The following is a 26,344-nucleotide window of genomic DNA, read 5'->3' as shown; positions in this document are numbered from 1 at the left end:
CTGCGGAGAGTGTGTGAACTAGACAGCTCCACTCCACTGCAGGAGGTCCTTCTCACATCCCAACGACTACAGCGAGTCGTCGCAACACAACCAACGTCCCTGGGCAGTACAGCTAGGCGCTCACCGCTGCCACCACCTTCATCGACGCGCTGCGCTGACAGCCCCGTGTCAGTGAGCGATCCCTCGCCGGGACGTTGGATTCACTCGTGTCGAAGCAGGTGATGCGTCTCTGTATCGTCGAACCGAACGAACCCGAGCCGTTCGTACAAGCGGCGCGCTGGTGCGTTCAGCTTGTGTACCTGCAGCAACGTTCCGCGCTGGGCTTTCGCGGCCTCGTCCAGAACCCATGAGAGGACGGCAGCGCCGATGCCCAGGGCGAGAAGTGTCGCCGCTTCAGCTGCTGCCAGGGCCTCCTACTTAATGACAGGCGTGGACCGGATCCGATCAGTCGCCAACGGGGCCGAGCAGCGTTGTCCCGCCGTTGAGGTCTCAGACACCCTGGGAGCGTGCGTACTCGGCCCGGGCGCGCTTGAGACTGAAGTCGTCGGGAAGCGATTGGCCCGCAGCGTTCAGCACGTTCCCTGTCGCGGGATCGCGCACTTCAGTATTCGGGAAGTCCATCGGCAGGGTGGTGTAGCCCTGCGCGAGCTCTCGCTTCTTCACCACCGCGTAGTAGACATTCGAGATGGCGAAGGCGACGATCAGCGGGAACATGATCACGTACCAGGCAGGATTGCGCAGGGCCGAGAAGTCGAAGATCGCGAACGCGAGCATGGTGAGCATGTCGACGAAGAAGATTCCGAACATCCACACCCGCGCGAACAGCAGCCATCTTGCAGTCGGGCCGGGAATCAGATTCGTCCTTGGATCGACCACGAGCGGCCCCTTTCACGTAGATAGACACTAGCCGACGGAGACGTCCCGCCTCCGCCACCCAGCTGAAGCTCGGACAGCGGGCCTGGACTCGATCACGGTCGACTCCGCCTTCCGCAGGGGTGCCGCGTTCCTCGCCATCCTTGTCTTGGTTGTGTGGGCGGTGGTGACGCAGGTCCCTGCGATCGCGACCAAACAAGGCGCACTCTCCAGCGCAAATTCGCGTCGAGACGCTGCCTGGTAGTCAATCGGCTGCTGAACGTCGACATCAGTCCTTAGCCTGGTACCGGACGGCGCCATCGGTGGACCGATATGGAATCGGGAAACTCGAGCAGATGACGCCGTTCTCGTAGTCATCCTTGACCGTGTCCATGAAGGCGTCTGCCTCGTCGGCTGTAGCGAACACGCCCACGACTGTGTTGTGCGGTGAATCGTCGTGCTGGACGATCCAGACTTCCTCGCCTGCATAGGGCTTCGGGCGTCGGAAGAAGGGTGGCTTCGGACTGCGTTTGCTCACGAGGGGGAGTGTAGGACTTCGCTGTCCCTTAGCCGGTCCTCCAGTGGCCGTCCTGATGTTTACAGGTGGCCCCGACTCCTGCCGCCCTAGTCCAAGGCGTGCCCCGTCTCACATAGGTGGTCCGCGACCTTTTGCAGTTGGCGCACGCCATTCGGACGCCTCGCGACGAATGAAGGCTTGGCCGACCCGCCATGGACGTGCGCCGCCCGCGCTGCCAAACAACGTGTCCGTCTTCGTATTTCAGACACGTTGAGTGGCAGTCGGACAAGTTAGCTGGCGGACGACAAGGGCGGCCCACGGCTTATCGACGAACCGCGAGAACATTCCGTGGGGTGCCACCGTGATCGTGTGCCGACCCCTCGAGAGCGTCCGAGTACCACGGAGCCGCGCAGCGCTGTACCGTCGCGACCACCGCGTGCGTTCTCCCCTCAGCCCGCAGGACGCTGCGCTCCTGGCTCGAGCTCGCCGGCTGCCTACGCCCAATCTCGGATGACGTCACCCAGAGTCGGTTGTGCCACGAGCGGCGATTTACAACGTTTGGTGCAAATACTCAATGATGGGTGCCATCCAACACTCGGGCTCGGAGCGGCGGAGCGCTGACGCCGCCGGATCAGCAAGCGCTCGGGATCAGAAGTCCCAGTCCTCGTCCTCGGTGTTCACGGCCTTGCCGATGACGTACGACGAACCCGACCCCGAGAAGAAGTCGTGGTTCTCGTCGGCGTTCGGCGACAGGGCCGAGAGGATGGCCGGGTTCACGTCGGTGATGTTCTTCGGGAACATCGGCTCGTAGCCCAGGTTCATGAGCGCCTTGTTGGCGTTGTAGTGCAGGAACTTCTTGACGTCCTCGGTCAGGCCGACGCCGTCGTAGAGATCCTGCGTGTACTGCGCCTCGTTGTCGTAGAGCTCGTAGAGCAACGAGAACGTGTAGTCCTTCAGGTCCTGCCGCTCGGCCTCGGTGACGAGCTCGAGCCCCTTCTGGAACTTGTAGCCGATGTAGTACCCGTGCACGGCCTCGTCGCGGATGATCAGGCGGACCAGGTCGGCCGTGTTCGTCAGCTTCGCGCGCGACGACCAGTGCATCGGCAGGTAGAAGCCCGAGTAGAACAGGAACGACTCGAGCAGGGTCGACGCGACCTTGCGCTTGAGCGGCTCGTCGCCCTTGTAGTAGTCCATCACGATGGACGCCTTCTTCTGCAGGTTCGGGTTCTCCACCGACCAGCGGAAGGCCTCGTCGATCTCGGGCGTCGACGCGAGGGTCGAGAAGATCGACGAGTAGCTCTTGGCGTGCACCGACTCCATGAACGCGATGTTCGTGTAGACGGCTTCCTCGTGCGGGGTGAGCGCATCGGGGATCAGCGAGACCGCGCCGACCGTGCCCTGGATGGTGTCGAGCAGCGTCAGGCCGGTGAACACGCGCATGGTCAGCGTCTGCTCCTCGGGCGTGAGCGTGTTCCACGACTGCACGTCGTTCGACAGCGGCACCTTCTCGGGCAGCCAGAAGTTGTTGACGAGGCGGTTCCAGACCTCGACGTCCTTGTCGTCCTGGATGCGGTTCCAGTTGATGGCCTGGACCGAATCGATGAGCTTCAGCTTCTCGACCAACGTGGGTTCCTCGTTCGGGGGTTGTGGGGATGCGCGGATGGGATGTGGTGGTGGGAGCCGGTCTGGAGGGACGGTGCGGGCTGGCACCGTCCCTCCAGACCGGGGGTGGTCGCGATCAGCGACCGGCGGCTACAGCATGCAGCTGACGCAGCCCTCGACCTCGGTGCCCTCGAGCGCGAGCTGACGGAGGCGGATGTAGTAGATCGTCTTGATCCCCTTGCGCCACGCGTAGATCTGCGCCTTGTTGATGTCGCGGGTGGTCGCGGTGTCCTTGAAGAACAGCGTGAGCGACAGGCCCTGGTCCACGTGCTGCGTCGCCGCCGCGTACGTGTCGATGATCTTCTCGGGGCCGATCTCGTACGCGTCCGTGTAGTACTCCAGGTTGTCGTTCGTCATGAACGGCGCCGGGTAGTAGACGCGGCCGAGCTTGCCTTCCTTGCGGATCTCGATCTTCGACGCGATCGGGTGGATCGACGACGTCGAGTGGTTGATGTACGAGATCGATCCCGTCGGCGGCACGGCCTGCAGGTTCTGGTTGTAGATGCCGTGCTCCTGGACCGAGGCCTTGAGCGCGGCCCAGTCGGCCTGGGTCGGGATGTGGATGCCGGCGTCGTCGAACAGCGCCTGCACCCGACCGGTCGCGGGGACCCACGCCTGCTCGGTGTACTTGTCGAAGAACTCGCCCGACGCGTACTTCGAGTCGGCGAAGCCCTCGAAGGCGGTGCCCTGCTCGATCGCGATCGTGTTCGACGCCCGCAGTGCGTGGTACAGCACCGTGTAGAAGTAGATGTTCGTGAAGTCGATGCCCTCGTCGCTGCCGTAGTGGACGCGCTCACGCGCGAGGTAGCCGTGCAGGTTCATCTGCCCGAGGCCGATCGCGTGGGACTTGTCGTTACCGTCCTCGATCGAGCGGACCGAGCGGATGTGCGACTGCTGCGACACGGCGGTGAGGCCACGGATCGCGGTCTCGATGGTCTTGCCGAAGTCGGGCGAGTCCATCGTCAGCGCGATGTTGAGCGACCCGAGGTTGCAGGAGATGTCCTTGCCGATCGTGTTGTACGACAGGTCCTCGTTGTAGGTCGTCGGGGTGTTGACCTGGAGGATCTCCGAGCACAGGTTCGACATGTTGATCCGGCCCTTGATCGGGTTGGCCTTGTTCACCGTGTCCTCGAACACGATGTACGGGTAGCCCGACTCGAACTGGATCTCGGCGATCGTCTGGAAGAAGTCGCGCGCCTTGATCTTGGTCTTCTTGATCCGCGGGTCGTCGACCATCTCGCGGTACTTCTCGGTCATCGGGACGTCGCCGAACGGGATGCCGTAGACGCGCTCGACGTCGTAGGGCGAGAACAGGTACATGTCCTCGTTGTTCTTGGCGAGCTCGAAGGTGATGTCCGGCACGACGACACCGAGCGACAGCGTCTTGATGCGGATCTTCTCGTCGGCGTTCTCGCGCTTGGTGTCGAGGAACCGCATGATGTCGGGGTGGTGCGCCGACAGGTACACCGCACCCGCACCCTGACGGGCACCGAGCTGGTTCGCGTACGAGAACGAGTCCTCGAGGAGCTTCATCACGGGGATGATCCCGGACGACTGGTTCTCGATCTGCTTGATCGGGGCGCCGGCCTCGCGGATGTTCGAGAGCAGCAGGGCGACACCGCCGCCGCGCTTGGACAGCTGGAGGGCCGAGTTGATGCCGCGCGAGATCGACTCCATGTTGTCCTCGATGCGGAGGAGGAAGCAGGAGACGAGTTCGCCGCGCTGGGCCTTGCCCGTGTTGAGGAACGTCGGGGTCGCCGGCTGGAACCGGCCGCCGATGATCTCCTCGACGAGGTTGACCGCGAGGTCCTCGTCACCGTGGGCGAGCCCGAGCGCGGTCATGACGACGCGGTCCTCGAAGCGCTCGAGGTACCGCTTGCCATCGAAGGTCTTGAGCGTGTAGCTCGTGTAGTACTTGAACGCCCCGAGGAAGGTCTGGAACCGGAACTTCTTGGAGTAGGCGAGGTCGTTGAGCCGCTGGATGAACTCGAGCGAGTACTGGTCGATCACGGCCTGCTCGTAGTAGTCGTTCTCGACCAGGTAGTCGAGACGCTCCTTGAGGTTGTGGAAGAAGACCGTGTTCTGGTTGACGTGCTGCAGGAAGTACTGCTTGGCGGCCTCGCGGTCCTTGTCGAACTGGATCTCGCCGCTCGGACCGTAGAGGTTGAGCATGGCGTTCAGGGCGTGGTAGTCCATCCCCGTCGCGGGCGACGTCAGATCGACGTCTGCAACTGCTGCGTCCAAAATGCATCCAATCCTGAGTTGACCGCCTGCACGTCGTCAGGGGTCCCGAAGAGTTCGAATCGATAGAGCACGGGCACGTGGCACTTGGCGGCCACGATGTCGCCGGCGAGTCCGTAGGCGTCGCCGAAGTTGGTGTTCCCGCCGACGATGACGCCGCGGATCAACGACCGGTTGTGTTCGTCGTTGAGGAAGGAGATGACCTGCTTGGGCACCGCGCCGCGCCCGTTGCCACCGCCGTACGTCGGTAGGACGAGCACGTACGGCTCGTCGACGCGGAGCGGGGGCTCCTTGGCGAACAGCGGGATGCGGACGGCCGGGCGTCCGAGCTTGTCGACGAACCGCGCCGTGTTGCCCGAGACGCTCGAGAAGTACACGAGCTGGCTCATGACGCGCCTCCGACGAGTGGACGGGCGAGGAGCGGGCGCGGTGCCCTGCAGGTGGGTGCGGTGGGTCAGCCGATCTCGGCGACGAGGCCGGCGATCTTGTCGGGACGGAAGCCGGACCAGTGGTCGTCGTCGGTCACGACGACCGGCGCCTGGAGGTAACCGAGGCTCTTGACGTGCTCGAGCGCGGCGGGGTCGGAGGAGACGTCGTGGACCTCGTACTCGATGCCCTTGTTGTCGAGCGCGCGGTACGTCGCCGTGCACTGGACGCAGGACGGCTTGGTGTAGACGGTGACGGCCATGATCTCCCCAGAGGTGGTGTCCCGGACGGGCTGTCCGGCGGTGGTTCTCGGTGTGCTGCTACTGGTGCGTGTGGGCCCGGATCCTGGTCCGGACGGCCGGTCCGTGATGGCCCCGGTGAGGGGCGTTCCGGCCCCGTGAGGGGCCGGTCTGTCCCGGCTGGTCGATACTACATCTTGTGTCCGACACCGGAGTCGACCACAAGAGGAAGTGTTACACCCGTGTAGTTCTCCACAACAGTCCCCACAGGTGGGGCATTCCGGTGGAGCCCCTCGGAGGCCCGGATTTCCGCCAGTCTCCGCCCGGCCACCGACATCTGTGCACAACGGTGGAGGGCGTGTTCCACAGGGTGTGGGATTCGCGGTTCGGCGTGTCGCGCGTCGGGTCCTGGGCAATGCCCCCTCCCCCGTTGTGGAGGTGGCGGACGGAGGCTCCGACGTGGCAACCGACGACCGTCCGAGGCCCCGCCGGTCGTCGCCCCCGGGAGGTGCGCGACCGGCCATCTGTGGACGGCGGGCCGCTCTCCACGGCGCGTGTCGACCCTCACGGCCGGCACCGTCGCGTCCGTACACTGAGGACGGTGAGCGCGTACGGGAACCTGCTGCGGACTCCGGGGGTCGGCCGCGTCATCGCGGCACAGCTGACCGCCCGGTTCCCCTTCGGGATGCTGTCGCTCGCGTACCTGCTCCACGTCGAGCGCGTGGCGCACTCCTACGGCGCCGCTGGGCTCGTCCTGGCCGCCTCGAGCATCGGACAGGCCATCGCCGGTCCGCTCACCAGCCGGTGGATGGGCCAGTGGGGCATGCGGCCGGTGCTCATCCTCACGACCTCGGTCTGTGCGGTGAGCATGGCCGCCGTCGCGTTCGTCATCATGCCCGTTCCGCTGTACATGCTCGTCGGGTTCGTCGGCGGTCTCGCCGTTCCGCCCGTGCAACCGGCGGTGCGGACGATCTACCCGAAGATGGTGACGTCGGCGCAGCTGACCCCGCTGTTCTCGCTCGACGCGTCGGCGCAGGAGCTCATCTGGGTGGCCGGCCCCGTCATCACGACGTTCGTCGCGACGCAGATCAGCACCGTGCTCGCGATCGTGATCGCCATCGCGTTCCTCGTCGTCGGCGGCATCTGGTTCATCGCGTCCCCCGAGGTCGGCCGCGTGCGTATCCCCCGCTCGAAACGCGCGTTCGGCACCGTGCTCCGTCGCCCGTCGGTGCTCGTCGCCACGTTCACCGGGTTCCTGCTCATCGGCGCGTGCGCGGCGGTGGAGGCCGGCGTGACGAGCGCGTTCGGTGACGGCAGCCCGAACGCGGGCATCGTGCTGGCCCTGTTCGCGATCGGGTCGCTCGGCGGTGGGCTGGCGTTCGGGCACCGTCCGATCGCGCCGAACGGACTGTGGATCCGGATGGTCATCGTCTTCGTGGGGCTCGTCCTCACGACGGTCCACCCGAGTTTCTGGTGGCTGTGCCTGACCCTGCTCATCGCCGGCGGCGGCATCGCCCCCGCACTCGCGGTCATGTTCGGCTCGGTGTCGTCGACCGTCAAGTTCAGCGACACGGCCGAGGCCTACGGCTGGATGGGGACCGGGCAGCTCATCGGCGCCGCGCTCGGGTCCGCGGTGGCCGGCTTCCTCATCGACGCGCACGGTGCCGTCGGCGGCTTGGCGGTCGGCGCGGTCACGGCCTTCGTCGGGGTGCTCGTGCCGCTGTTCGCCCGGCGGTGGTTGCCCGACCTCCGTGGGCGGGACGCATCGCCGATCCCGGACACCGAGCCGGTCGATCTGCCCACGACCTGAGCCCGCCCGCACGCGGCCTGCCCGGGCCACCCGCTGGCCCCACTCCCCGCTGGCCCGCCTGTCCTCGACACCGCGGGCGTCGTCGGACAGGGGGGATGTCGTCGTATCCACGAGCATCTGCGCGCCCGCATGAACCGACGTCGCGGGCGTCGTCCGACAGGGGGGATGCCGAAGACCAACGGGAGGCCAAGGACACCAGCGGCACCAGCGGCACCAGCGGGAGGCCAGGGGCACCAGGGGAACCAGCGCAAGCCGCCGCGGGGCAGCATGGACACCATGGTCGATCCCGCAACCGTCCCCACCGTCGCCCTGCTCGACGGCAACACCATCCCCGCCGTCGGTCTCGGCGTGTACAAGGTCTCCGACGACGAGGCCGAGCGTGCCGTGCGCGAGGCCCTGCACGTCGGCTACCGGCACGTCGACACGGCCGAGATGTACGGCAACGAAGCCGGGGTCGGCCGGGCCCTCCGGACCGCCGAGGTCGACCGCGACGAGGTGTTCGTCACGACGAAGGTGTGGAACACGAACCAGGGGTTCGACGCGACGATGCGGGCGTTCGACGCATCGCTCGACCGGTTGGAGCTCGATCGGGTGGACCTGTACCTCATCCACTGGCCGGCGGCGGCGAACGACCGCTACATCGACACCTGGCGGGCGCTCGAGCGGATCCGGACCGAGGGGCGCGCGACCTCGATCGGCGTCTCGAACTTCCAGGTCGAGCACCTGCAGCGGCTCCTCGACGAGACGGACGTGCTCCCGGCGGTGAACCAGGTCGAGCGGCACCCGTGGCTGCCGCAGACGGAGCTCATGACCTTCCACGCGCGGCACGGGATCGTCACGGAGGCCTGGTCGCCGCTCGGCCGCGGACGCCTGGTGGACGAACCGACCTTGGCGCGCATCGCGGCCAAGCACGACGTGTCCGTCGCGCAGGTGCTCGTGCGCTGGAACCTGCAGCAGGAGGTCGTGGTCCTGCCGAAGTCCGTCACGCCGGCGCGCATCGCGTCGAACATCGATGTCGGCCGGTTCGGACTCGACGACGACGACATGGCGGCGATCGCGGCACTCGAGAACGGGGAGCGCATCGGGTCGCACCCGGACCGCGTCGCCTGAGCGCTCACTCATCCCGCAGGCAGGCCGTCCCCTGGACCCGTAGCGTCGTCTTCGTGACCGATCCTCGCGATGATCCGAGTGCCCGCGACCAGGTGACGCGCGAGCTCGAACCCGGCGAGCGCCTGCTCTGGAGCGGTCGCGGCGACCCGTCGGTCCTGTTCACCGGGCGCGACGCGTTCCTCGTGCCCTTCAGCATCATGTGGTGCGCGTTCGTCGCGTTCTGGCTCGCAACGGCGGTGTCGTCCGGCGCCCCGTGGTTCTTCGTCCTCTTCGGCGGGGTCTTCGCCCTGGTGGGACTGCACATGCTGCTCGGACGGTTCGTCGTCAAGTGGCACCGCAAGCGGGTCACGGCATACGCGATCACGGACCGTCGAGCGCTGGTCACGGCTGCGGGCCGGACGCGTGAGACCCCGGTCCGTCGCTCGGAGCACACCACGTCGTGGTCCCGCGACCGGAGGCACTGCAGCGTCGAGTGGACGAGCGTCGTCGCCGGAGGCACGTTCGGCAACCGAGCGGTGAACGCCCAGGTCTACCGGAACACCGGGCTCGACGGCCTGTTCGGCCCGCAGGAGCTCGCGTTCTGGGACGTCGCGGACGGTGATGCGCTCGTGGCCGCGCTGCGGACCGCCGAGCGCGGCCCCGCCTGATCGTCATCCACAGGTCGGCCGGGAGGCCCGGGGCACACCGCCGAGGTCGGGTACCGTGGTCCGGCACTCGCTAGCACCTGGAGGTCCCGTGACGATCGTCGCCGCCGCTGACGGCTCCGCCCTCGGCAACCCCGGCCCCGCCGGCTGGGCCTGGTACGTGGACGATGACCGGTGGGCCGCGGGCGGATGGCCGAGCGCCACGAACAACCAGGGCGAACTGACCGCCGTGCTCCAGCTGCTGCGTGCCACCAAGGCCACGGGCGAGCCGCTGCACATCCTGTGCGACAGCCAGTACGCCATCAAGGCCTGCACCGAGTGGCTCGCCGGCTGGAAGCGCAAGGGCTGGCGCAAGGCCGACGGCAAGCCGGTGCTCAACGTCGAGATCATCAAGGAGCTCGACGCCGAACTGCAGGGCCGCAAGGTCACGTTCGAGTGGGTCCGGGGGCACGTGGGCCACGAGATGAACGAGGCCGCCGACACTCGCGCCCGAGCCGCGGCGACCGCCTACCAGCGCAGGTCCGAGGTCCCGCACGGGCCGGGGTGGCCCGGGGTCGAGGTCACCGACCCCGCCCCGTTACCCGAGGCCACGCCGCCCGCGACGCTCTTCTGAGGGGCGACCCGGGGCGGCCTCGCCACCGGGACGACGGACCGCGATCCGCCCCTCCACGTCAGGACCGCGATGCGCCCTCCGTTCGCCGGTTGTCCCGGTCGCGCGCGAGCCGTTAGGCTCCGGCTGACGGGGGGAGCCATGGGGACTCGTGCGATCGGCGGCGTTGCCGTCACGGCGCTGGCGGCGTTCGCGCTCGCCGGCTGCAGTGTGTTCGGTGCCGGTCACGGGGCAGCGCCAGGACCGCACCCGCACGATCCACATGCGCACGGTCCGCACGCGCACGGTCCGCACGCGTCGGCGAACCCGTCACAGCCAGCGGCAGGCACGACGACGGCTCCCGACACCACGGTGGACGAGCACGAGCCCGCGTCCCTCCCGCGCGGCACGGTGGTCGCCGAGACGGACGTCACGTCGCCCAGCGGCGACACATCCGCACACGTGCGCGTGGTCTCGGACGGTGACGGCACGTTCACCGCCGAGCTGTCGGGGTTCCGGACGACGGTGTCCCAGCCGATGTCGCTCGAGTTCCGCCCGAGCGTGGCGCACCAGGGGGACGGCTACGACCTCGCGTCGATCGGTCTGGTCCAGTGGGGCGCCGGTGGACAACCGCCGACCGTGGACGACCTGTCCGAGGCCGGGAACGACCCGAGCTTCCTCCGGAGCGTGGTGCTCATCCCCCTGAACACCGACGCCGAGGCGGCCGCGAACACGATCCCGTCGTGGGCGAACCACGTCCTCGCCGCCGCGCCCCTGACCTGGCACGTGCCGTCCCCGTACCCCGGGTTCCACATCGGCACGATCGCAGCGGCGGTCCCGTACGCCTACGGCACGATCGTCCGGGACGCCACGGGCAAGCCGGTGCAGTACTTCGTCGCGCACGGGGACCGCGCGGTGACCGTGGCGAAGCGCCTCGGGATCACGCTCGCGCAGCTGCGGTGGCTCAATCCGCAGAGCGGGTTCCACGAGCGGGACTGGCTCGACGAAGGCGACCTGCTCAACCTCGACCCGAACGGCCGGTCGGAGGCGGTCTCCCCCTCGCAGGGCTGACCGCCGGACGGACCTCAGTCGACGTCGACCTCGGTCCAGCCGTCGAACCGGCCGATCTCGGTGACGCGGACCACGGCCTCCCCGGCCTCGTCCGACGCGTCGAGGTCGACGGTCGCGACGATCCCGAAGTCGTTGTCGCCCTCGGGGTCGGCGAAGATCTGCCGCGCCCGCCAGGTCCGCCCGGGCCCCGCTTCGTCGAGCACGAGGTACCGCATGGAGCGTGCGTCGGCGTCGGTGCCGATGCTGTCGTGCTCCGCGTAGTACTCCTCGAGCACGGCGTCCCAGGCACGCCAGTCGTGGCCGGCGGCGGCGTCGAGCTCCCCCAGGGCCTCGGCGTCGTCGAGCGCGGCGAGCTGCACGCGCCGGAACAGTTCGTTCCGCACGAGCACCCGGAACGCCCGGGTGTTCGTCGTCAAGCGGTTCGGCGCGGGCGGGGCGATCTCCGCTTCGGGCGCGTCCCCGACGAGGTGCGGGGCGACCATGGCCTCCCATTCGTCGACGAGCGAGGAGTCCACCTGCCGCACGAGTTCGCCGAGCCACTCCACGATGTCGGTGAGCTCGTCCGTCCGCATCTCGGTCGGGATCGTCTGCCGCAGCGCGCGGTAGGCGTCGGAGAGGTACCGGAGGACGAGCCCCTCGGAGCGCGAGAGGCCGTAGAAGCGGACGTAGTCGCCGAAGGTCATGGCGCGTTCGAACATGTCGCGGACGACGGACTTCGGGGACAGGGCGAAGTCGAGCACCCACGGCTGTTCCCGGCCGTACGCCTCGTACGCGGCTTCGAGGAGCTCCGCGAGCGGCCGCGGGTGGGTGACGTCCTCGAGGAGTTCCATGCGCTCCTCGTACTCGATGCCCTCACGCTTCATGGCGGCGACGGCCTCGCCGCGTTCCTTGAACTGCTGGGCGCCGAGGATCGCACGTGGGTCGTCGAGCGTGGACTCGACGATGGACACCATGTCGAGGGCGTACGTCGGCGACTCGGGGTCGAGCAGCTCGAACGCGGCGAGCGCGAACGGCGACAGGGGCTGGTTCAGGGCGAAGTTCGGCTGCAGGTCGACGGTGAGCCGGACCGTCGGGGGCTCCCCGGGCCTCCCGGCCGGGACCCGCTCGATGACGCCGGCGGTGAGCAGCGTCCGCGCGATCGTGAGCGCGCGGCGCGCGAGCGCGAACTGACGGGCGGGAGGCTCGTGGTTCGCGAACACGAGGTCGCGCACGGCACCGAACACGTCGCCACCGCGACCGACCACCGCGAGCACCATCGCGTGGGTGATGCGCATCCGGGACGCGAGCGGTTCGGGCTCGGCGGCGATGAGCCGCTGGAACGACGCCTCGCCCCAGGAGACGAACCCGTCGGGGGCCTTCTTGCGCTTGACCTTGTTCTTCTTCTTCGGGTCGTCACCGGCCTTGGCGAGGGCACGTGCGTTCTCGATGTCGTGCTCGGGCGCCTCGGCGACGACCGTGCCCTCGGTGTCGTACCCGGCTCGTCCCGCGCGACCGGCGATCTGGTGGAACTCCCGCGCGCTGAGTTGTCGCATCTTCGTGCCGTCGAACTTCGTCAGGCCGGTGAACAGCACCGACCGGATGGGCACGTTGATGCCGACGCCCAGGGTGTCGGTACCGCAGATGACGGGCAGGAGGCCCCGCTGCGCGAGCTGTTCGACGAGCCGCCGGTACTTCGGGAGCATCCCCGCGTGGTGCACCCCGATGCCGGCGCGGATGAGGCGGGACAGGGTCTGACCGAACCCGGCGCTGAACCGGAAGCCGCCGATGGCGGCGGCGATCTCGTCACGGCGTTCGCGCGAGGCGACCGTGATGCTCGTCAGGGACTGGGCGCGTTCGAGCGCCGCGGCCTGGGCGAAGTGCACGATGTAGACGGGCGCCTTGCCGTCCGACAGGAGCGCCTCGACGGTCTCCTGCACGGGCGTCATGACGTACTCGTAGTCGAGCGGGACCGGGCGGGACACCCCGGTGACGCGCGCGGTGACGCGGCCGGTCCTCCGGGACAGGTCCTCGGCGATCGCCTCGATGTCGCCGAGCGTGGCGGACATGAGCAGGAACTGCGCACGGTGCAGGACGAGCAGCGGGACCTGCCACGCCCAGCCGCGGTCGGGCTCGCCGTAGAAGTGGAACTCGTCCATCACGACCACGTCGATGTCGGCGTCGGGGCCCTGCCGGAGCGCGGTGTTCGCGAGGATCTCGGCGGTGCAGCAGATGATCGGGGCGTCGGCGTTCACCGAGGAGTCGCCCGTGACCATGCCGACGTTCTCGGGGCCGAACAGGTCGACGAGCTGGAAGAACTTCTCGGACACGAGCGCCTTGATCGGGGCGGTGTAGTACGACCGCTTGCCCTCGGCGAGCGCGGCGAAGTGCGCGCCGGCGGCGACGAGCGACTTGCCGGTCCCGGTGGGGGTGCTCAGCACGACGTTCGCGCCGGAGACGAGTTCGATGAGCGCTTCGTCCTGCGCGGGGTAGAGCGGACGGCCGGTGGACTCGGCCCACTCGGCGAAGGCGGCGTAGACGGCGTCGGGGTCACCGGCCGGCGGGAGCGCGGTGAGCAGGGGTGCCGGGGCGGTGACGTCGGTCATGGTGGGTCGATCCTCCCGCATCCCGCCTGGGGCGGGCGGCCACCAGCGTCGCGAGCGTCGTCGACCGGGGTGTGGTCCGGCCGAACCGATCGCGCGCATTTCCATGCGAACGCAACGAACGGACGGGTTAGGCTCGGGTCCGTGCTGCGCGAACTCGGGTTCCTGTCCTTCGTCCCGAACCACGGCGGGCCCGCAGGGGCCGCCGCCGCGCTCGAGGACGGCCTGCAGCTGTTCGAGCACGCCGAGGGACTCGGATACGCCACGGGCTGGGTCCGCGGCCGGCACTTCGAGCCGTTCCTGACGAGCCCGATGACGTTCTTCGCGGCGGCGGCACAACGCACCCGTCGCATCGGTTTCGGCACCGCGGTGCTCGGCATGCGGTACGAGGACCCCATCCGGCTCGCCGAGGACGTCGCCACCGTGGACCTCCTGAGCGGTGGCCGCGTCGAGCTCGGCATCAGCACGGGGATCCCGCAGTCCGGGCCGGTGCTCGATCCGCTGTTCGGCACGGTCGACCGTCCGTTCCGCGAGGAAGCGGAGGCCCGCGCGGCGCGGCTCCTCGAGGCCCTCCGCGGCGACGCCCTCGGCACGAGCGGCGGCGGGTACGAGAGCATCCCGGCGGGCAAGGACCTGGTCGTCGAGCCGCGCAGCGCCGGTGTGCTCGATCGCGTGTGGTGGGGCGGCGGCAGCACGGGCACGGCGGTGCGCACCGCGGAGCGGGGGCTCGACCTCCATCTGTCGACGCTCAACACCGAGGACACCGGGGCGCCGTTCGCGGACGCCCAGGCCGCGCAGATCGTCGCGTACCGCGAACGCCTGGCGGAGGCGCACCCGGGTCGGACCGGCCGGGTCGCGATCGGTCGGATCGTCGTGCCGTTCGAGACCGACGCCGACGCCGCCACGCACCGCGAGTTCATCGAGAGCTACGCAGCGGGCATGGACGACGAGGGTCGACCGCGCTCCGGCACCCCGCCGTTCCGGTTCAGCAAGGTGCTGGCCGGCGAACCGGAGCGGATCGTGGAGGCGCTGCTCGGGGACCCCGCGGTCGCCGCGACCGACCAGCTCGTGATCACGCTGCCCGCCAACGGCGGCGCCGCGTCCCATCGTCGGATCCTGTCGCTCGTCGCCGACCGGATCGCGCCGCACCTGGGCTGGACGCCCGCCGCCTGAGCGACGCGGACGCCCGACCCGGCGACGGGGACCAGGACCGTCCGGCGATCAGGGAATGCCACTCGCCGGGGTTGACCTCGGCGGGAGAGGCGGCGTGGTGAGGACCCCTCCCCCGCCGAGGCGCCCATCCCGGCCCTGATCCGAACGGGATGGTGCGTCCATGATCGCATCGCGCTGTGCGTTTGTCACCCGTCAACAGTCCGATCGCGGAACAGTACGCATCCTGGCTGTTCTCCGTCGCTCCGCGGCCCGAACACGACGATGCGCCCTCGTGGAGACCACGAGGGCGCATCGACACACCGAAGCCGATGGGGCACCGACAGCCGGATCAGGAGGCTGCGGCGCGCTCCGAACGACCACGTACGGTGCGGGCGTCACGGTAACCAGCCGTGTCCACCGAAGTGCATGTTACTGATACGACCGCATCGAAAGCCAGATCACGCGGCCGATTCTCCGGGTGGAGCCGGAATGCGCAGGACCGGGCATGATTGGACGGGCGGCCTGGGGCCGCGACCGGGCTCCATGCCCGGTGGGACTCGACGACGAGGAGGCGCGATGACGCGCGTAGTGGTGACCGGTGGCAGCGGCAAGCTCGGGAGGGCCGTGGTGCGCGAGTTCGACGCGCACGGCTACGACGTGGTCCTGCTCGACCGGGTGCCGTCCCCGGACAAGCCCGAGGGCGTCGCGTTCGTCCGCACCGACCTGACCGACTACGGGCAGGTGCTCGGCGCGTTCATCGGGCTCGACGACCGGTACGACACTCCCGTCGACGCCGTCGTCCACCTCGCGGCGATCCCGGCGCCGGGCCTCGTGCCCGACGTCGCCCTCATCACGAACAACGTGACGGCGTCGATCAACGTGTTCCACGCGGCCAAGGCAGCGGGGATCAAGAACGTCGTGTGGGCGTCGAGCGAGACGCTGCTCGGGATCCCCATGGGCGAGCACCAGCCGCCGTACCTGCCGGTCGACGAGGAGTTCGCCGTGCGCCCGCAGTCCTCGTACTCGCTCGGCAAGGCCGTGGAGGAGGAGATGGCGCGGCACTTCACCCGCTGGGACCCGACTCTCAAGATGATCGGCCTGCGGTTCTCGAACGTCATGGACGAGACCGACTACCCCGCGTACCCGTGGGACGAGCAGCCCGAGGCGAAGATCTTCAACCTGTGGTCCTACATCGACTCGCGTGACGGCGCCCAGGCCGTTCGCAAGGCAGTCGAGAGCGACCTCACCGGGTTCGAGGCGTTCATCATCGCCTCGCCGGACACCGTCATGACGACGCCGACGATCGAACTCGTCGAGCGGTTCGTCCCCGACATCCCCCGGAAGAGCGCGATCGACGGCGTCAGCTCGCTCCTGTCGTCGGACAAGGCCCGCGAGCTCATCGGCTACGACCCGCAGTACAGCTGGCGCGACGGCCGCTGAGCCGGTTCCGCGAGATCGCACTCGTCGCCGTTCTGACCACCGTCGGAACGGCGACGACTGCGATCTCGGCGGTGGGGGGCGGGACGAGCGGGACCGAGCAGGTCAGGCGGGCGGGCGCAGGAGGCCGTCCTGCAGCAGGGCACGGACGCGCGGCAGCAGATCGGCGGCGAGGTCCTCGGCCCCGACGCCGGTGAGGTCCGCGATCGCCTCGATGATCGCCCGCACCGACAGGTCCCCGTCGCAGGCACCGACGAACGCGGCGAGCGCGGTGTCGGCGTCCACGCGCCGCGCGAACCCGCCGCCCTGCACGAGGGTGATCACGGTCGGGTCGTCGTTGCCCGGCCAGTAGTGGCGCTCCTCCGTCACGTCGCCGGCGACCACGAGGTGCGCGCGCCCGAGGGCCTCGTCGTCGTGCCCGCGCGACCACGCGACGGCGTCGAGCGTCCGTGCGACGGCGGCGCCGAGGCCGGTCGGGTTGCTGCCGAGCGCGTCCGCGATCCGTTCGAAGCGCCGTAGCCGGGAGGCCCGCCCGCCGCTCGGCGCGCCGCTCGCCTCCGCCACGGGGTCCGGTCGGCGGACGACGACGTAGCCGAACCCGACGGCGGTGACGTGTCGGGCGGCGAAGTCGTCGAGCCAGGCGTCGACGAGTCGGTCGTGGGCGGGGGTGCCGGGTCGCGTGCCGCCGTCGCGGATCCAGGTCTCGGCGTAGCGGGCGGGGTCCTGCTGCTCGCGCTCGACGACCCAGACGTCGACGTCGCGCGCCGACGCGGTGTCGTCGAACCAGCCGCGGACACGGTCGAGCCCGTCCCGACCCCATCGGTACTCCCAGTTCCCGAGGAGCTGCGCCGTACCTCCCGGCTCGAGGTGCTCGGCGAGTCCGCGCAGGACGGTCTCGACGAGGCCGTCGCCGACCATGCCGCCGTCGCGGTACTCGTACGAGGGGACGTCGTCGCGCCGGGGTGTGATGACGAACGGCGGATTCGACACGATGCGGTCGAACCGCTCTCCCGCGACGGGCTCGAACAGGGACCCGAGGCGGAACTCGATGCCGTCGAGCCCGTTGAGGTCGGCGTTGAACCGCGCGATCGCGAGGGCCCGCTCCGAGATGTCGGTCGCCACGACCTGGTCCGCGTGGCGACGCGCGTGCATCGCCTGGATCCCGCAGCCCGTGCCGAGGTCGAGCACGCGACGGACGGGGACGGGCACCATGAGGCCACTCAGGGTCATCGTGGCACCGCCGACGCCGAGCACGTGGTCCTCGCCGAGCGGTCCGCCGAGGACGGCCTCGCCGAGGTCGGACAGGATCCACCAGCTGCCCGCGCCGGCGTCGTCGACGAAGGCGTAGGGCCGGAGGTCGACCGCCGGGACGACGTGGTCGCCCACGAGGCGCAGGAGGCCCGCGGCGGCGAGCGCCTCGACGCCGGCGGTGGGCAGGGCCGCGTCGGCGTCGGTCCGGGGCACGGCGACGCCGAGCACGAAGCACGTGGCGAGCGTGGCGGTGGGCGTCGGCGCTGTGGCGGTCGGTGCTGTGGCGATCGGCGCGGTGGCGGTCGGCGCGGTGGCGGTCGGTGCCCGGTCGTCCGCGCTGTCGTTCGTGGCACCGGTCGTCATGCCGGCGCGTCGCTGTGCGTCCAGGGCCCGGAGCGCGGGGACGCGGTCGCCACGGTGCAGGGCGGCCGCGGCGTCCGTGCCCCAGAGCGCGTCCACGGCGTCGACGGTGTACCCCGCGGTGCGCAGGTCCTCGGCGAGCGCACGGGCGAGTTCGGCGTCGGGGACGATCCGGCGGGCGGGCGCCGGGGCGAGTTCGGGGGCGTGCTGCGTCGTCACGCGCGAGCCGAGGTGTGCGCGCCGGCGGTGCGCGGTGCGGGCAGCGGCGGCAGGTCCTCGAGGAGCACGGCGGGCGGGACCTGCCACGTGCGGACGAGGTCGAGCACGCCGGGGAACCGCGCGGCGATGACCTCGGTCCGGACGCGGCTGCGTCGTTCGAGGCCGTCCTGACGCTGCTCGAGCAGGCCGGCCTCGCGCAGGACCCGGAAGTGGTGCGTCAGCGTCGACTTCGGCCGGTCGATCCCCACCCATCCACAGGCCTGCTCGGATCCGTCGCCGTCGACGAGGTACCGGTGCAGGATGGTGAGGCGGATGGGGTCCGAGAGCGCCGCCATCACGCTCGGCAGCGCGATCGCGTCCGGGTCCGGCTGCGGCAGGAGCGGTGCCGGGGTGGGGGCGACGGCGACGGCTGCTGACATGCGCGGAAGGCTACCACCCAGTACTGGGCAGTACGACTCGGGTCGTACTGGGAGTACAGTACGAGTCTGCTCGTACTGCGACCGCGCGGCGCGAGCCCGAGGACCAGGAGGAACGGCATGGCACCGACGGAGCGCACGAGCGACCACGGACAGGCCGTGTCCACCCAGCCGCGACGCTCGGTCGTCGCCTTCTGGATCGTCGCGACGATGATGTTCATCTCCGTCGCGTCGTCGGCCATCCCCTCGCCGATCTACCCTGTGTACGCGGCCGAGTGGCACCTGAGCCCGCTCATGCTCACCGGGGTGTTCGCGATCTACGTGGCCGGGCTCCTCGTCAGCCTGTTGACCGCCGGCGCGCTGTCCGACCACGTCGGCCGGAAGCCCGTGCTCGCGGTCGGTGCGCTCGGTGTCGTCGCCGCGATGGTGCTGTTCGTGCTCGCGAACGGGGTCGCGATGCTCATCGTCGCCCGCATCGTGCAGGGCGTCTTCGTGGGCGTGCTCATCGGGGCCCTCGGTGCGGCGCTCCTCGATCACTCGCTCGAACGGCATCGCGCCCTCGCCGGTGTCCTCAACGGCGCCGTCCCGCCCATCGCCCTCGCGATCGGGGCGCTCTCGAGCGGCATGCTCGTCGAGTGGGCACCGCTGCCCGAGCAACTCGTCTACATCGTCTTCGGCGCACTGCTCGTGCTCGCGGCGGCCACCCTCGTCGTCGTGCCGGAACGCGTCCGCAAGCAGCCCGGCGCGCTCCGGTCTCTGCGCCCCACCCTCGGGATCCCGGCGTCGTCGAAGCGCCTGTTCCGCAGCGTCGTCGGCGCCCTCGTGTCGAGCTGGGCGCTCGGCGGGATGTTCCTGTCCATCGTGCCGTCCCTCCTGCCGGCGGTGTTCGGCGTGACGGACCACGTGGCCGCGGGCGGGTTCATCGCGGCGTTCGCGGGTACCGGTGCGCTGACGGGGGTCGTCATCCAGCGCATGGACGCCCGTCACGCGGTCGTGCTCGGCCTCGTGGCGCTCGTCGTCGGGCCGGTCGTCACGCTCGGGTTCGTCGTCGCGCACCTGCTCGTGGGCGTCGTCGTCGGCGCGGTGATCGCGGGCGTCGGCTTCGGGGCGGGGTTCCAGGCAGGGCTGCGGATGCTGCTCGCCACGGCGTCCCCCGCGCACCGGGCCGGACTCCTGTCGGCGATCTACGTCGCGAGCTACCTGGCGTTCGGTGCACCGAGCGTCGTTGCGGGGGTGTTCGAGCCGAGCGTCGGGATCGTGCCCGTGAGCGTCGCGTACGGCGGGTTCGTCGTGCTCGCGGCGGTCGTCGCCCTCGTGGCCCAGCTCCGGTCGCCCCGGACCGCTGCGCTCGAGCAGGCCGCCGCCGACGAGGTCGAGCGCATCGCGACGGGGACGATCCGCACCGTCTGACGCCACCCCCGACCTGGATCCCGCCCGGTTGAACCGCCTTCCGTCGTGTTGAACCGCGGAACAACCCGGTTCAACAGGGCGAAGCGCGGTTCAACGCGGGAGGAGCAGCAGCGGCGCGCGGGAGCAGCAGCGGCGCGCGGGAGCAGCAGCGGCGCGCGGGAGCGGCAGCGCGATCAGCGCGACGAGGCCCCCATCGACCGATGGGCGTCGTCGTGCGCCGCGTCCACCGACGCCTTGCCCCGGTCGGCCGCAGCCCGCATCCGCGAGGACGGCGCGTGCCGACGGACCCGATCCCAGAAGTCGTGCAGCTTCCGGCGCAGCCAGGTCGAGATGCGGTGGAAGAACGCGAACTCGCTCGACAGGATCGTCAGACCGATGAACACGACGAGCCAGCCCGGCCCGGGCAGGGGCACGAGCGCCAGCCCGATGATGATGACGAGGCCGCCGACGATCCCGACGAGGACGCGGTAGACAAAGTGCACGTGGGGCCGCGCGTGGATCCACGCTCGCACGTCGCTGAACCAGTGGAACCGATGTCGCTTCGGCAGTACCGGCGCCGCGACGAGCGCCTGTCCGGGGGCTCGCGCTGCTCCATCGTCGTCCGCGGCACGGGGGTCGGCCCCGTCGGTGTGCACGCGGTCGCCGTCCATGGCTCGAGGCTAGGAACCCCGGCTGGGAAACCCCGGGGGTGCGGCTGGTGATGTCCCCCCGCGACGACCGGGAGGCCCGGCACCGGACACCGGGAGCGGTCCCGCCACGAGCGACACCGGAGCGCCCCGGTCAGCCCGCGTGCGCGACTCAGCCCGCGTGTGCGACGCAGGTCCGCGCCCAGGGGACGGCGGCGAGTCGCGCCTGCGGGATGGGCTCGCCCCCGACGAGGCACCGTCCGTAGGACCCGTCATCGAGACGATGCAGCGCGGCGTCGACGAGCTCGAGCCGTCGGCGGGCGTCGTCGCGGACCGCGCCGAGGGACCCGCGCTCCCAGGCGAGCGTGGCGCCCTCGGGGTCGTGCTCGTCGTCGCTGTTCGCACCGTCCCGCGCAGATGCGACGTCGTCCATGCTCCGCTCGACGGCACCGAGCAGTCGGCGTGAGCGGACCCGCTCGGCGAGCAGGGCCTCCCGGGCGTCGTCGTCCGTCCATGCGTCATCGGCCACCTGCTCGACGCTAGTGGCGGGACGGGCTCGGAGCGTGCCTCCCGGCCGGAATGCTCGCCGGGGTCCGTGCGTTCGCATGCACATGACGAAGAAGATCGGGTTCCTGTCCTTCGGGCACTGGCAGAACGTGCCGGGGTCCCGGGTGCGGTCCGCCCGCGAGGCCCTCGTGCAGGCGATCGACCTGGCCGTCGCCGCCGAGGAGGTCGGCGTGGACGGCGCGTACTTCCGCGTCCACCACTTCGCGCCGCAGCAGGCCGCGCCGTTCCCGCTGCTGTCCGCCATCGCGGCGCGCACGAGCCGCATCGAGATCGGCACCGGCGTCATCGACATGCGGTACGAGAACCCCCTCTACATGGCCGAGGAGGCCGCGGCCGCGGACCTCATCAGCGGCGGCCGCCTGCAGCTGGGTGTGAGCCGGGGATCACCCGAGACGGCGCTCGCGGGCTACGAGTCCTTCGGGTACGCGCCCGCGGCGGGGCAGACCGACGCGGACATGGCCCGGCAGCACACCGCGATCTTCCGCCAGGCGATCGCCGGGCAGCCGATGGCGAACGCGAACCCGCAGATGACCGGCCGTGAGGGGTCCCTGCCCCTCTTCCCGCTGTCCGACACGCTCCCCGACCGCATCTGGTGGGGTGCCGGCACCCGCGCGACGGCGGAGTGGACCGCGGAGCAGGGCATGAACCTCATGTCGTCCACCCTCCTGACCGAGGACACCGGCGTGCCGTTCGACGAGCTGCAGGCCGAGCAGATCCAGCGGTTCCGCGACGCGTGGGCGGAGTCCGGCTGGGAGCGCACACCGCGCGTCTCCGTGTCGCGGAGCATCATCCCGATCATCGACGACGAGTCCCGCCACTACTTCGGCGTCCGGGCGCAGGTGGAGGGGCAGGACCAGGTCGGGCACCTCGACGGCGGCCTCGCGCGGTTCGGACGCTCGTACATCGGCGAGCCGGAGCAGCTCGTCGCCGAGCTCGCCCAGGACGCGGCCGTCGCGGCCGCCGACACCGTGCTCGTGACGGTGCCGAACCAGCTCGGCGTCGAGTTCAACGCGCGCCTGCTCGCCGGCGTCAAGGCCGTCGGGACCGAGCTCGGCTGGGACCGGGAGGCCGTGGGCGCGGCCTGAACCGTACCTCCCGTCCGGTTTGTCCCCCCTTCTGCCGACACTCGTGCTGGGGCTGGGGCGGGTGGGACGCGTTTCGTAGGCTCGATCGCGTCCCACCCCTCCCAGGATCAGGAGACGTCCCCGTGTCACTGCCGGCTGCTGGCTGGTTCCCCGACCCCGCCGATGCGACGCGTCTGCGGTGGTGGGACGGTCGCACGTGGGGCAGTGCCACGCAGGCGCCCGCGCTGGCCGACCGGACACTGGCCCCCACGACGCCCGAGTCCGTCGCCCCGCACTTCTCGGTGACGTCGCAGGACCTCGACGAGCACGGCTGGGCGTGCGGATCCCGCACGGGATCGATCGCGCTCACCCCGGGCGGCCGGTTCAGCGTGCACGCCGCGCGGCGCTTCTGCCTGTTCGGCTGGGGCTCGCTCGCGCTGGCGTTGCTCGCCCTGGTGGTCGACCCGTTCGGGATCGTCAGCCTGCTCGCGGTGCTCGCCGCGATCGTCGGCATCGCCCGCCCCCGAGCCACGGGGGTGTGGCGCGTCGCCGCGCGCAGCATGGCGTTCACGGCAGCCGTGCTCGGCATCATGACCCTGGCGCTCGCTGCGAGTCAGCTCACGGGCGCCGTTCCCGCCTGATCGGGCGGCACGGCAGGCCACGGGCGGCACGGCAGGCCAGGCGGCGCGTCAGGCCGCGGGCGGCGTCAGGCCGCGTCCGGCGCGGACCGCTCGACGAGCCGGGCGACGGCCGCGATCGGGATGCCGATCCAGTCCGGACGGTTGCGCGCCTCGTACACGGCCTCGTAGACGGCCTTGTCGATCTCGAACGCGTCGAGCAGGGTCCGCTGGGCACGGATGTCCGTGCCGGACGCCGCGATGTACCCGTCCACAAAGGCGCGGCGCGCATCGTGCGCCCACCCACTCGCATCGGTCGGGTGGTCGCCGTGCTGCAGGGCGCCGGCGACGTAGTCGAACGAGCGGAGCATGCCCGCGACGTCCCGCAGTGTGACGTCGGGTCGCGACCGCTCGGGCATCGGCCGGAGCGGCTCGCCCTCGAAGTCGAGGAGCACCCAGCCGCGGTCGGGCGACGAGACCGCCTGCCCCAGGTGGAGGTCGCCGTGGATGCGCTGGAGCCGGGGCCATTCGAGGCCCTCGGCGTCGTCGTAGATCCTGCGGATCGCGTCGGCGTGCTCGGCGACGGCGGGCACCTCGTCCGAGGCGACCTCGAGCCGCTGCCGCATCGACCCGACCGCCGAGGCGATCTCGTCGGTGCCGGCCGCGACCGTCGGGAGCTGCTCGGCGAGCACCGCGTGCACCTCGGCCGTCGCCTGCCCGAGACCGTGGGCCTGCTCGGTGAAGTCCACGCCGTCCTGCGCGGCCTGCAGCGCCACGCGCCAGGCGTCCTCGAGCCCCGGCAGGAACTCCTGCGCGAACGCGAGGTGCCCCGTCGCCGTGCCCTCGTCCCGCCCGACGTCCGGCCAGGTGCCCCGGAGCGCCCCGAACGACCTCGGCACGCGCGTCGAGCCACCTGCCGAGAGCGCGGCCTGGGAGGTCACGTCCGGGTTGTCGCCGTGGTGCAGGACCCGGAACACCTTGACGATGACCTGGCCGCCGCCACCGTCGACGTCGCAGATCACGGACGTGTTCGACTGTTCGCCGCGGAGCACCCGGACGGCGGTCACGGCACCGATGTCGGCGAGGTGCTGCCCCTCCACGCTGGCGCCGTCGGCCTGCACGGTCGCGCCGCCGTCGATCGTCCCGAGCAGCCACCGTGCGTACGCGGCGTCGTGCGGCCCGTCGTAGAGCCACCGTTCGCCGTCCGTGGCGATGAGGACGGCGTCGAGCGCGTCGACCGGCTCGGTCCGCACGGTGAGCGGCACCTGGTAGAGCACGGGCGTGCTCGGGGCGTCGTCGATGACGAGCTGCGTGCTGACCCGGACGCCGTCGACCTCCCCCTCGAGGGCGGCGATGAGCCGGAGCGCGGGGTCGAGGCCCTTCGCGGCGTACCAGCGCTGCCCCGCCATCCAGGCGGCCACGACCTCGTGGGTCAGGGCGTCGACCCGGCGGTCGTCGCGCGGCTCCGAGGTCGATGTCGGGTCCGTCGCGGCGGTGGTCGGGGCTGCGTCGCTCATGCGCCGGAGCGTACGCCGGACGGACCGGCGCGGTTCCCTGGTCCGCGCCGGGAGGCCGTGGTCGGCTCCGGCTGGCCCGGGACGCGGGCAGCGCGGCAGGTCGGAGCCCGCGTGGGACACTGGCACCGTGCCGCACTACCTCGAGGACCTCGCCGCCGGACAGACCTTCGTGACCCCGGGTCGCACGATCACCGAGGCGGACGTCGTGTCGTTCGCGTCGTGGACGAACGACAACAACCAGGTGCACACCGATGTCGAGTTCGCGAAGCAGACGCGGTACGGCCAGCGCATCGTCCACGGCATGCTCGGCGCGTCCCTGTGCCTGGGGCTGATCGCCCGCACCGGCGTGTTCGAGGGCTCCGCCGTCGCGCTCCTCGGCATCGACGGTTGGCGGTTCACCGCGCCCGTGTTCATCGGTGACACGCTCACCTGCACGGTCGAGATCCTGTCCACCCGTCGCACGAGCTCCGGCCGCACCGGCATCGTCGAGCGCACCGTGACCCTCCGGAACCAGCACGGCGAGGTCGTGCAGACCGGACGCATGGACGTCATGGTCCTCACCCGCGAGGCCGCCATCGAGTGACCTCCCGTCGGAGCGCGCGCGCCCGTCGCGCCTCTGCGATCATCGAGGTCGTGCCAGCTCTGCCGACGCCCGTCAGCACGGCCGTCCACGGCGTGGGCGGGGCCTCCCGGCCGCGGCGGCTCGCCCGCCTGCTCCGGATCAGGCGGCTCGCCCGCCTGATCCGGATCGCCCTGGAGGGACGGCACAGCGGGTGGACCGCCCCGCTCCTGCTGTGGGTCGGCTCCCGTGCGGTGAGCACCGTGCTGCTCGTCGGCGTGCTGCTCGTCGGGGCGGCCGCCGGACACGAGCCGGAGGGCCACGGCGGCGCCCACGGTCTGCTGGCGTTCTCCGGCTCCTGGGACGCGTGGTGGTACCAGACCGTCGCGGTGCACGGGTACCCGCGGTCCGTCCCCCTGGACCACCACGGGCACGTCGAGCCGAACGCGTGGGCGTTCCTCCCGGTGTTCCCCGCCGTCGTCCGTGTCGTCATGGCCGTCACCGGGCTGTCCTTCTGGGGTGCGGGCGTCGTCGTGTCCCTGCTCAGCGGCGCCGGCGGCACGGTCGTGCTCTACCGGCTCGTCCGCGCCGTCGCCGGGTCCCGACGTGCCCGGCGCGCCACGGCCCTGTTCGTGTTCGGGCCGCTCGGGTTCCTGCTGCAAGTGCCCTACGCCGAGGCGCTGTCCCTGCTGCTCGTCGCGGGCGCGTTGCTCGCACTCGTGCAACGCCGGTACCCGCTCGTGGCCGCCCTGGGCGTGGTCGCCGCGTTCACCCGCCCGGGCGCCCTCGCGCTGTCCGTCGCGGTCGCCGTGCACCTCGTCGCCATCGAGGTCCGGGCCGGTCGATCGCGCACCCGGGGCCTGCCCGCCCGACGGTGGATCCACCGCGTCCCCTGGACCACGCGCCTCGGCCTCGCCGTCACCGGGATCGTGGTCGCGGTGGCCGGTCTGGCCTGGCCGTTCATCGCGAGCGCGGTCACCGGGCGGCCGGACACCTACCTCGACAGCGAGCTCGCCTGGTGGACCGGGTACGTCGGCCACGTCCACTTCGTGCCGATGACCCCGTGGTTCATGCTCGCCGGACGGTGGCTCGGGAACGGCGGGTTCGTCCTGGTGATCGCCGTGATCGCCGCCGCGGTGTGGCTGCTCGTCGGGCGGAGCACGCGCGCGCTCGGGCCCGAGGTGGTCGGGTTCGTGGCCGCGTACGGGGTCTACCTCGTCGCGGTGTTCCTGCCACAGCAGAGCCTCGTGCGGCTGCTCATGCCCGCCGCACCCGTGCTCGGGACCGACCTGTTCGTGCGGACGCGGCGGCGCACCGTCGTGCTCGCCGTCGTCGGCGTGGTGCTGCAGGCGATCGCGATCGTGCTCATCTGGTACATCGGGTTCCCCTGATCGTGTTCTCCCGGCCCG

Annotated in this window: 25 protein-coding genes; 12 read left to right on the top strand and 13 right to left on the bottom strand. The window is 70.6% G+C overall.

Annotation, left to right across the window (positions count from 1 at the left end):
- Window positions 1–200 precede the first annotated feature (200 nt).
- The 7 genes from DEI92_RS17030 to nrdH form a co-directional block, all read right to left on the bottom strand.
- Entirely contained in the window at window positions 201–341 is a 141-nt protein-coding gene (locus tag DEI92_RS17030) for a hypothetical protein (RefSeq protein WP_375342538.1), read from the bottom strand.
- 148 nt (window positions 342–489) lie between these two features.
- Complete coding sequence (locus DEI92_RS08715; protein WP_146246134.1) at window positions 490–876, bottom strand: hypothetical protein; 387 nt, start codon at window positions 874–876, stop codon at window positions 490–492.
- A gap of 265 nt (window positions 877–1,141) precedes the next feature.
- Entirely contained in the window at window positions 1,142–1,390 is a 249-nt protein-coding gene (locus DEI92_RS08710) for a hypothetical protein (RefSeq protein WP_258370137.1), read from the bottom strand.
- Window positions 1,391–2,017: 627 nt separating this feature from the next.
- Complete coding sequence (gene nrdF / locus DEI92_RS08705) at window positions 2,018–2,992, bottom strand: class 1b ribonucleoside-diphosphate reductase subunit beta (protein ID WP_111010416.1); 975 nt, start codon at window positions 2,990–2,992, stop codon at window positions 2,018–2,020.
- Between the two features lie 129 nt (window positions 2,993–3,121).
- On the bottom strand, window positions 3,122–5,227 hold the full coding sequence (nrdE, locus tag DEI92_RS08700; protein ID WP_111013166.1) for a class 1b ribonucleoside-diphosphate reductase subunit alpha: 2,106 nt from the start codon (window positions 5,225–5,227) through the stop codon (window positions 3,122–3,124).
- A gap of 17 nt (window positions 5,228–5,244) precedes the next feature.
- On the bottom strand, window positions 5,245–5,661 hold the full coding sequence (gene nrdI, locus DEI92_RS08695; protein ID WP_111010419.1) for a class Ib ribonucleoside-diphosphate reductase assembly flavoprotein NrdI: 417 nt from the start codon (window positions 5,659–5,661) through the stop codon (window positions 5,245–5,247).
- A 65-nt stretch (window positions 5,662–5,726) separates the two neighbouring features.
- Window positions 5,727–5,960: a glutaredoxin-like protein NrdH gene (gene nrdH / locus DEI92_RS08690; protein ID WP_111010420.1), complete on the bottom strand. Its 234-nt coding sequence runs from the start codon at window positions 5,958–5,960 to the stop codon at window positions 5,727–5,729.
- A 578-nt stretch (window positions 5,961–6,538) separates the two neighbouring features.
- Between nrdH and DEI92_RS08685 the strand changes: the two genes are divergently transcribed.
- From DEI92_RS08685 to DEI92_RS08665, 5 genes are all read left to right on the top strand, one after another.
- A complete protein-coding gene (locus DEI92_RS08685) occupies window positions 6,539–7,747 on the top strand; it encodes an MFS transporter (RefSeq protein WP_111013165.1) in 1,209 nt (402 codons plus the stop codon).
- 276 nt (window positions 7,748–8,023) lie between these two features.
- Window positions 8,024–8,857: an aldo/keto reductase gene (locus tag DEI92_RS08680; RefSeq protein WP_111013164.1), complete on the top strand. Its 834-nt coding sequence runs from the start codon at window positions 8,024–8,026 to the stop codon at window positions 8,855–8,857.
- Between the two features lie 53 nt (window positions 8,858–8,910).
- The gene (locus DEI92_RS08675) at window positions 8,911–9,504 is read left to right on the top strand and encodes a hypothetical protein (protein ID WP_146249138.1); all 594 of its coding nucleotides are present in this window, start codon (window positions 8,911–8,913) and stop codon (window positions 9,502–9,504) included.
- Between the two features lie 88 nt (window positions 9,505–9,592).
- Window positions 9,593–10,114: a ribonuclease H gene (locus DEI92_RS08670; RefSeq protein WP_111010424.1), complete on the top strand. Its 522-nt coding sequence runs from the start codon at window positions 9,593–9,595 to the stop codon at window positions 10,112–10,114.
- A gap of 348 nt (window positions 10,115–10,462) precedes the next feature.
- Window positions 10,463–11,161 carry a hypothetical protein gene (locus DEI92_RS08665; protein WP_146249137.1) on the top strand — a complete coding sequence of 233 codons (699 nt, stop codon included), beginning with the start codon at window positions 10,463–10,465 and terminating at the stop codon, window positions 11,159–11,161.
- A gap of 14 nt (window positions 11,162–11,175) precedes the next feature.
- On the opposite strand, the gene DEI92_RS08660 is transcribed toward DEI92_RS08665, so the two are convergent.
- The gene (locus tag DEI92_RS08660; protein ID WP_111013219.1) at window positions 11,176–13,743 is read right to left on the bottom strand and encodes an RNA helicase; all 2,568 of its coding nucleotides are present in this window, start codon (window positions 13,741–13,743) and stop codon (window positions 11,176–11,178) included.
- Window positions 13,744–13,884: 141 nt separating this feature from the next.
- Here DEI92_RS08660 and DEI92_RS08655 point away from each other — a divergent pair, with 141 nt between their 5' ends.
- Both DEI92_RS08655 and DEI92_RS08650 read left to right on the top strand, forming a co-directional pair.
- Window positions 13,885–14,913, top strand: coding sequence for an LLM class flavin-dependent oxidoreductase (locus DEI92_RS08655; protein ID WP_181434774.1), 1,029 nt, complete (start codon window positions 13,885–13,887; stop codon window positions 14,911–14,913).
- A gap of 555 nt (window positions 14,914–15,468) precedes the next feature.
- On the top strand, window positions 15,469–16,332 hold the full coding sequence (locus DEI92_RS08650) for an NAD(P)-dependent oxidoreductase (protein WP_111013161.1): 864 nt from the start codon (window positions 15,469–15,471) through the stop codon (window positions 16,330–16,332).
- A 102-nt stretch (window positions 16,333–16,434) separates the two neighbouring features.
- Here the strand turns inward: DEI92_RS08650 and DEI92_RS08645 are convergent, their stop codons facing one another.
- Window positions 16,435–18,159, bottom strand: coding sequence for a methyltransferase (locus DEI92_RS08645; protein ID WP_375342535.1), 1,725 nt, complete (start codon window positions 18,157–18,159; stop codon window positions 16,435–16,437).
- Window positions 18,156–18,578 carry a helix-turn-helix transcriptional regulator gene (locus DEI92_RS08640; RefSeq protein ID WP_111013160.1) on the bottom strand — a complete coding sequence of 141 codons (423 nt, stop codon included), beginning with the start codon at window positions 18,576–18,578 and terminating at the stop codon, window positions 18,156–18,158. The genes DEI92_RS08645 and DEI92_RS08640 overlap by 4 nt, the downstream gene beginning before the upstream one ends.
- Window positions 18,579–18,695: 117 nt before the next feature.
- Here DEI92_RS08640 and DEI92_RS08635 point away from each other — a divergent pair, with 117 nt between their 5' ends.
- A complete protein-coding gene (locus tag DEI92_RS08635) occupies window positions 18,696–19,985 on the top strand; it encodes an MFS transporter (RefSeq protein WP_111013159.1) in 1,290 nt (429 codons plus the stop codon).
- A 173-nt stretch (window positions 19,986–20,158) separates the two neighbouring features.
- Here the strand turns inward: DEI92_RS08635 and DEI92_RS08630 are convergent, their stop codons facing one another.
- Entirely contained in the window at window positions 20,159–20,635 is a 477-nt protein-coding gene (locus DEI92_RS08630) for a TIGR02611 family protein (protein ID WP_111013158.1), read from the bottom strand.
- Window positions 20,636–20,783: 148 nt separating this feature from the next.
- A complete protein-coding gene (locus DEI92_RS08625; RefSeq protein ID WP_111010430.1) occupies window positions 20,784–21,140 on the bottom strand; it encodes a TraR/DksA C4-type zinc finger protein in 357 nt (118 codons plus the stop codon).
- A gap of 76 nt (window positions 21,141–21,216) precedes the next feature.
- Here DEI92_RS08625 and DEI92_RS08620 point away from each other — a divergent pair, with 76 nt between their 5' ends.
- Window positions 21,217–22,263 carry an LLM class flavin-dependent oxidoreductase gene (locus tag DEI92_RS08620; protein ID WP_220037476.1) on the top strand — a complete coding sequence of 349 codons (1,047 nt, stop codon included), beginning with the start codon at window positions 21,217–21,219 and terminating at the stop codon, window positions 22,261–22,263.
- A 122-nt stretch (window positions 22,264–22,385) separates the two neighbouring features.
- Complete coding sequence (locus tag DEI92_RS16530; RefSeq protein ID WP_111010431.1) at window positions 22,386–22,883, top strand: DUF2510 domain-containing protein; 498 nt, start codon at window positions 22,386–22,388, stop codon at window positions 22,881–22,883.
- A gap of 65 nt (window positions 22,884–22,948) precedes the next feature.
- On the opposite strand, the gene DEI92_RS08610 is transcribed toward DEI92_RS16530, so the two are convergent.
- On the bottom strand, window positions 22,949–24,376 hold the full coding sequence (locus tag DEI92_RS08610) for a phosphotransferase (protein ID WP_181434770.1): 1,428 nt from the start codon (window positions 24,374–24,376) through the stop codon (window positions 22,949–22,951).
- A gap of 127 nt (window positions 24,377–24,503) precedes the next feature.
- Between DEI92_RS08610 and DEI92_RS08605 the strand changes: the two genes are divergently transcribed.
- Complete coding sequence (locus DEI92_RS08605; protein WP_258368596.1) at window positions 24,504–24,959, top strand: MaoC/PaaZ C-terminal domain-containing protein; 456 nt, start codon at window positions 24,504–24,506, stop codon at window positions 24,957–24,959.
- A 50-nt stretch (window positions 24,960–25,009) separates the two neighbouring features.
- On the top strand, window positions 25,010–26,326 hold the full coding sequence (locus DEI92_RS08600; RefSeq protein ID WP_258370136.1) for a hypothetical protein: 1,317 nt from the start codon (window positions 25,010–25,012) through the stop codon (window positions 26,324–26,326).
- The last annotated feature ends 18 nt before the right edge of the window (window positions 26,327–26,344 follow it).

The sequence above is a fragment of the Curtobacterium sp. MCBD17_034 genome (assembly GCF_003234515.1).
GTDB lineage: Bacteria > Actinomycetota > Actinomycetes > Actinomycetales > Microbacteriaceae > Curtobacterium.
This window is presented reverse-complemented; position numbering and strand designations above follow the sequence as displayed.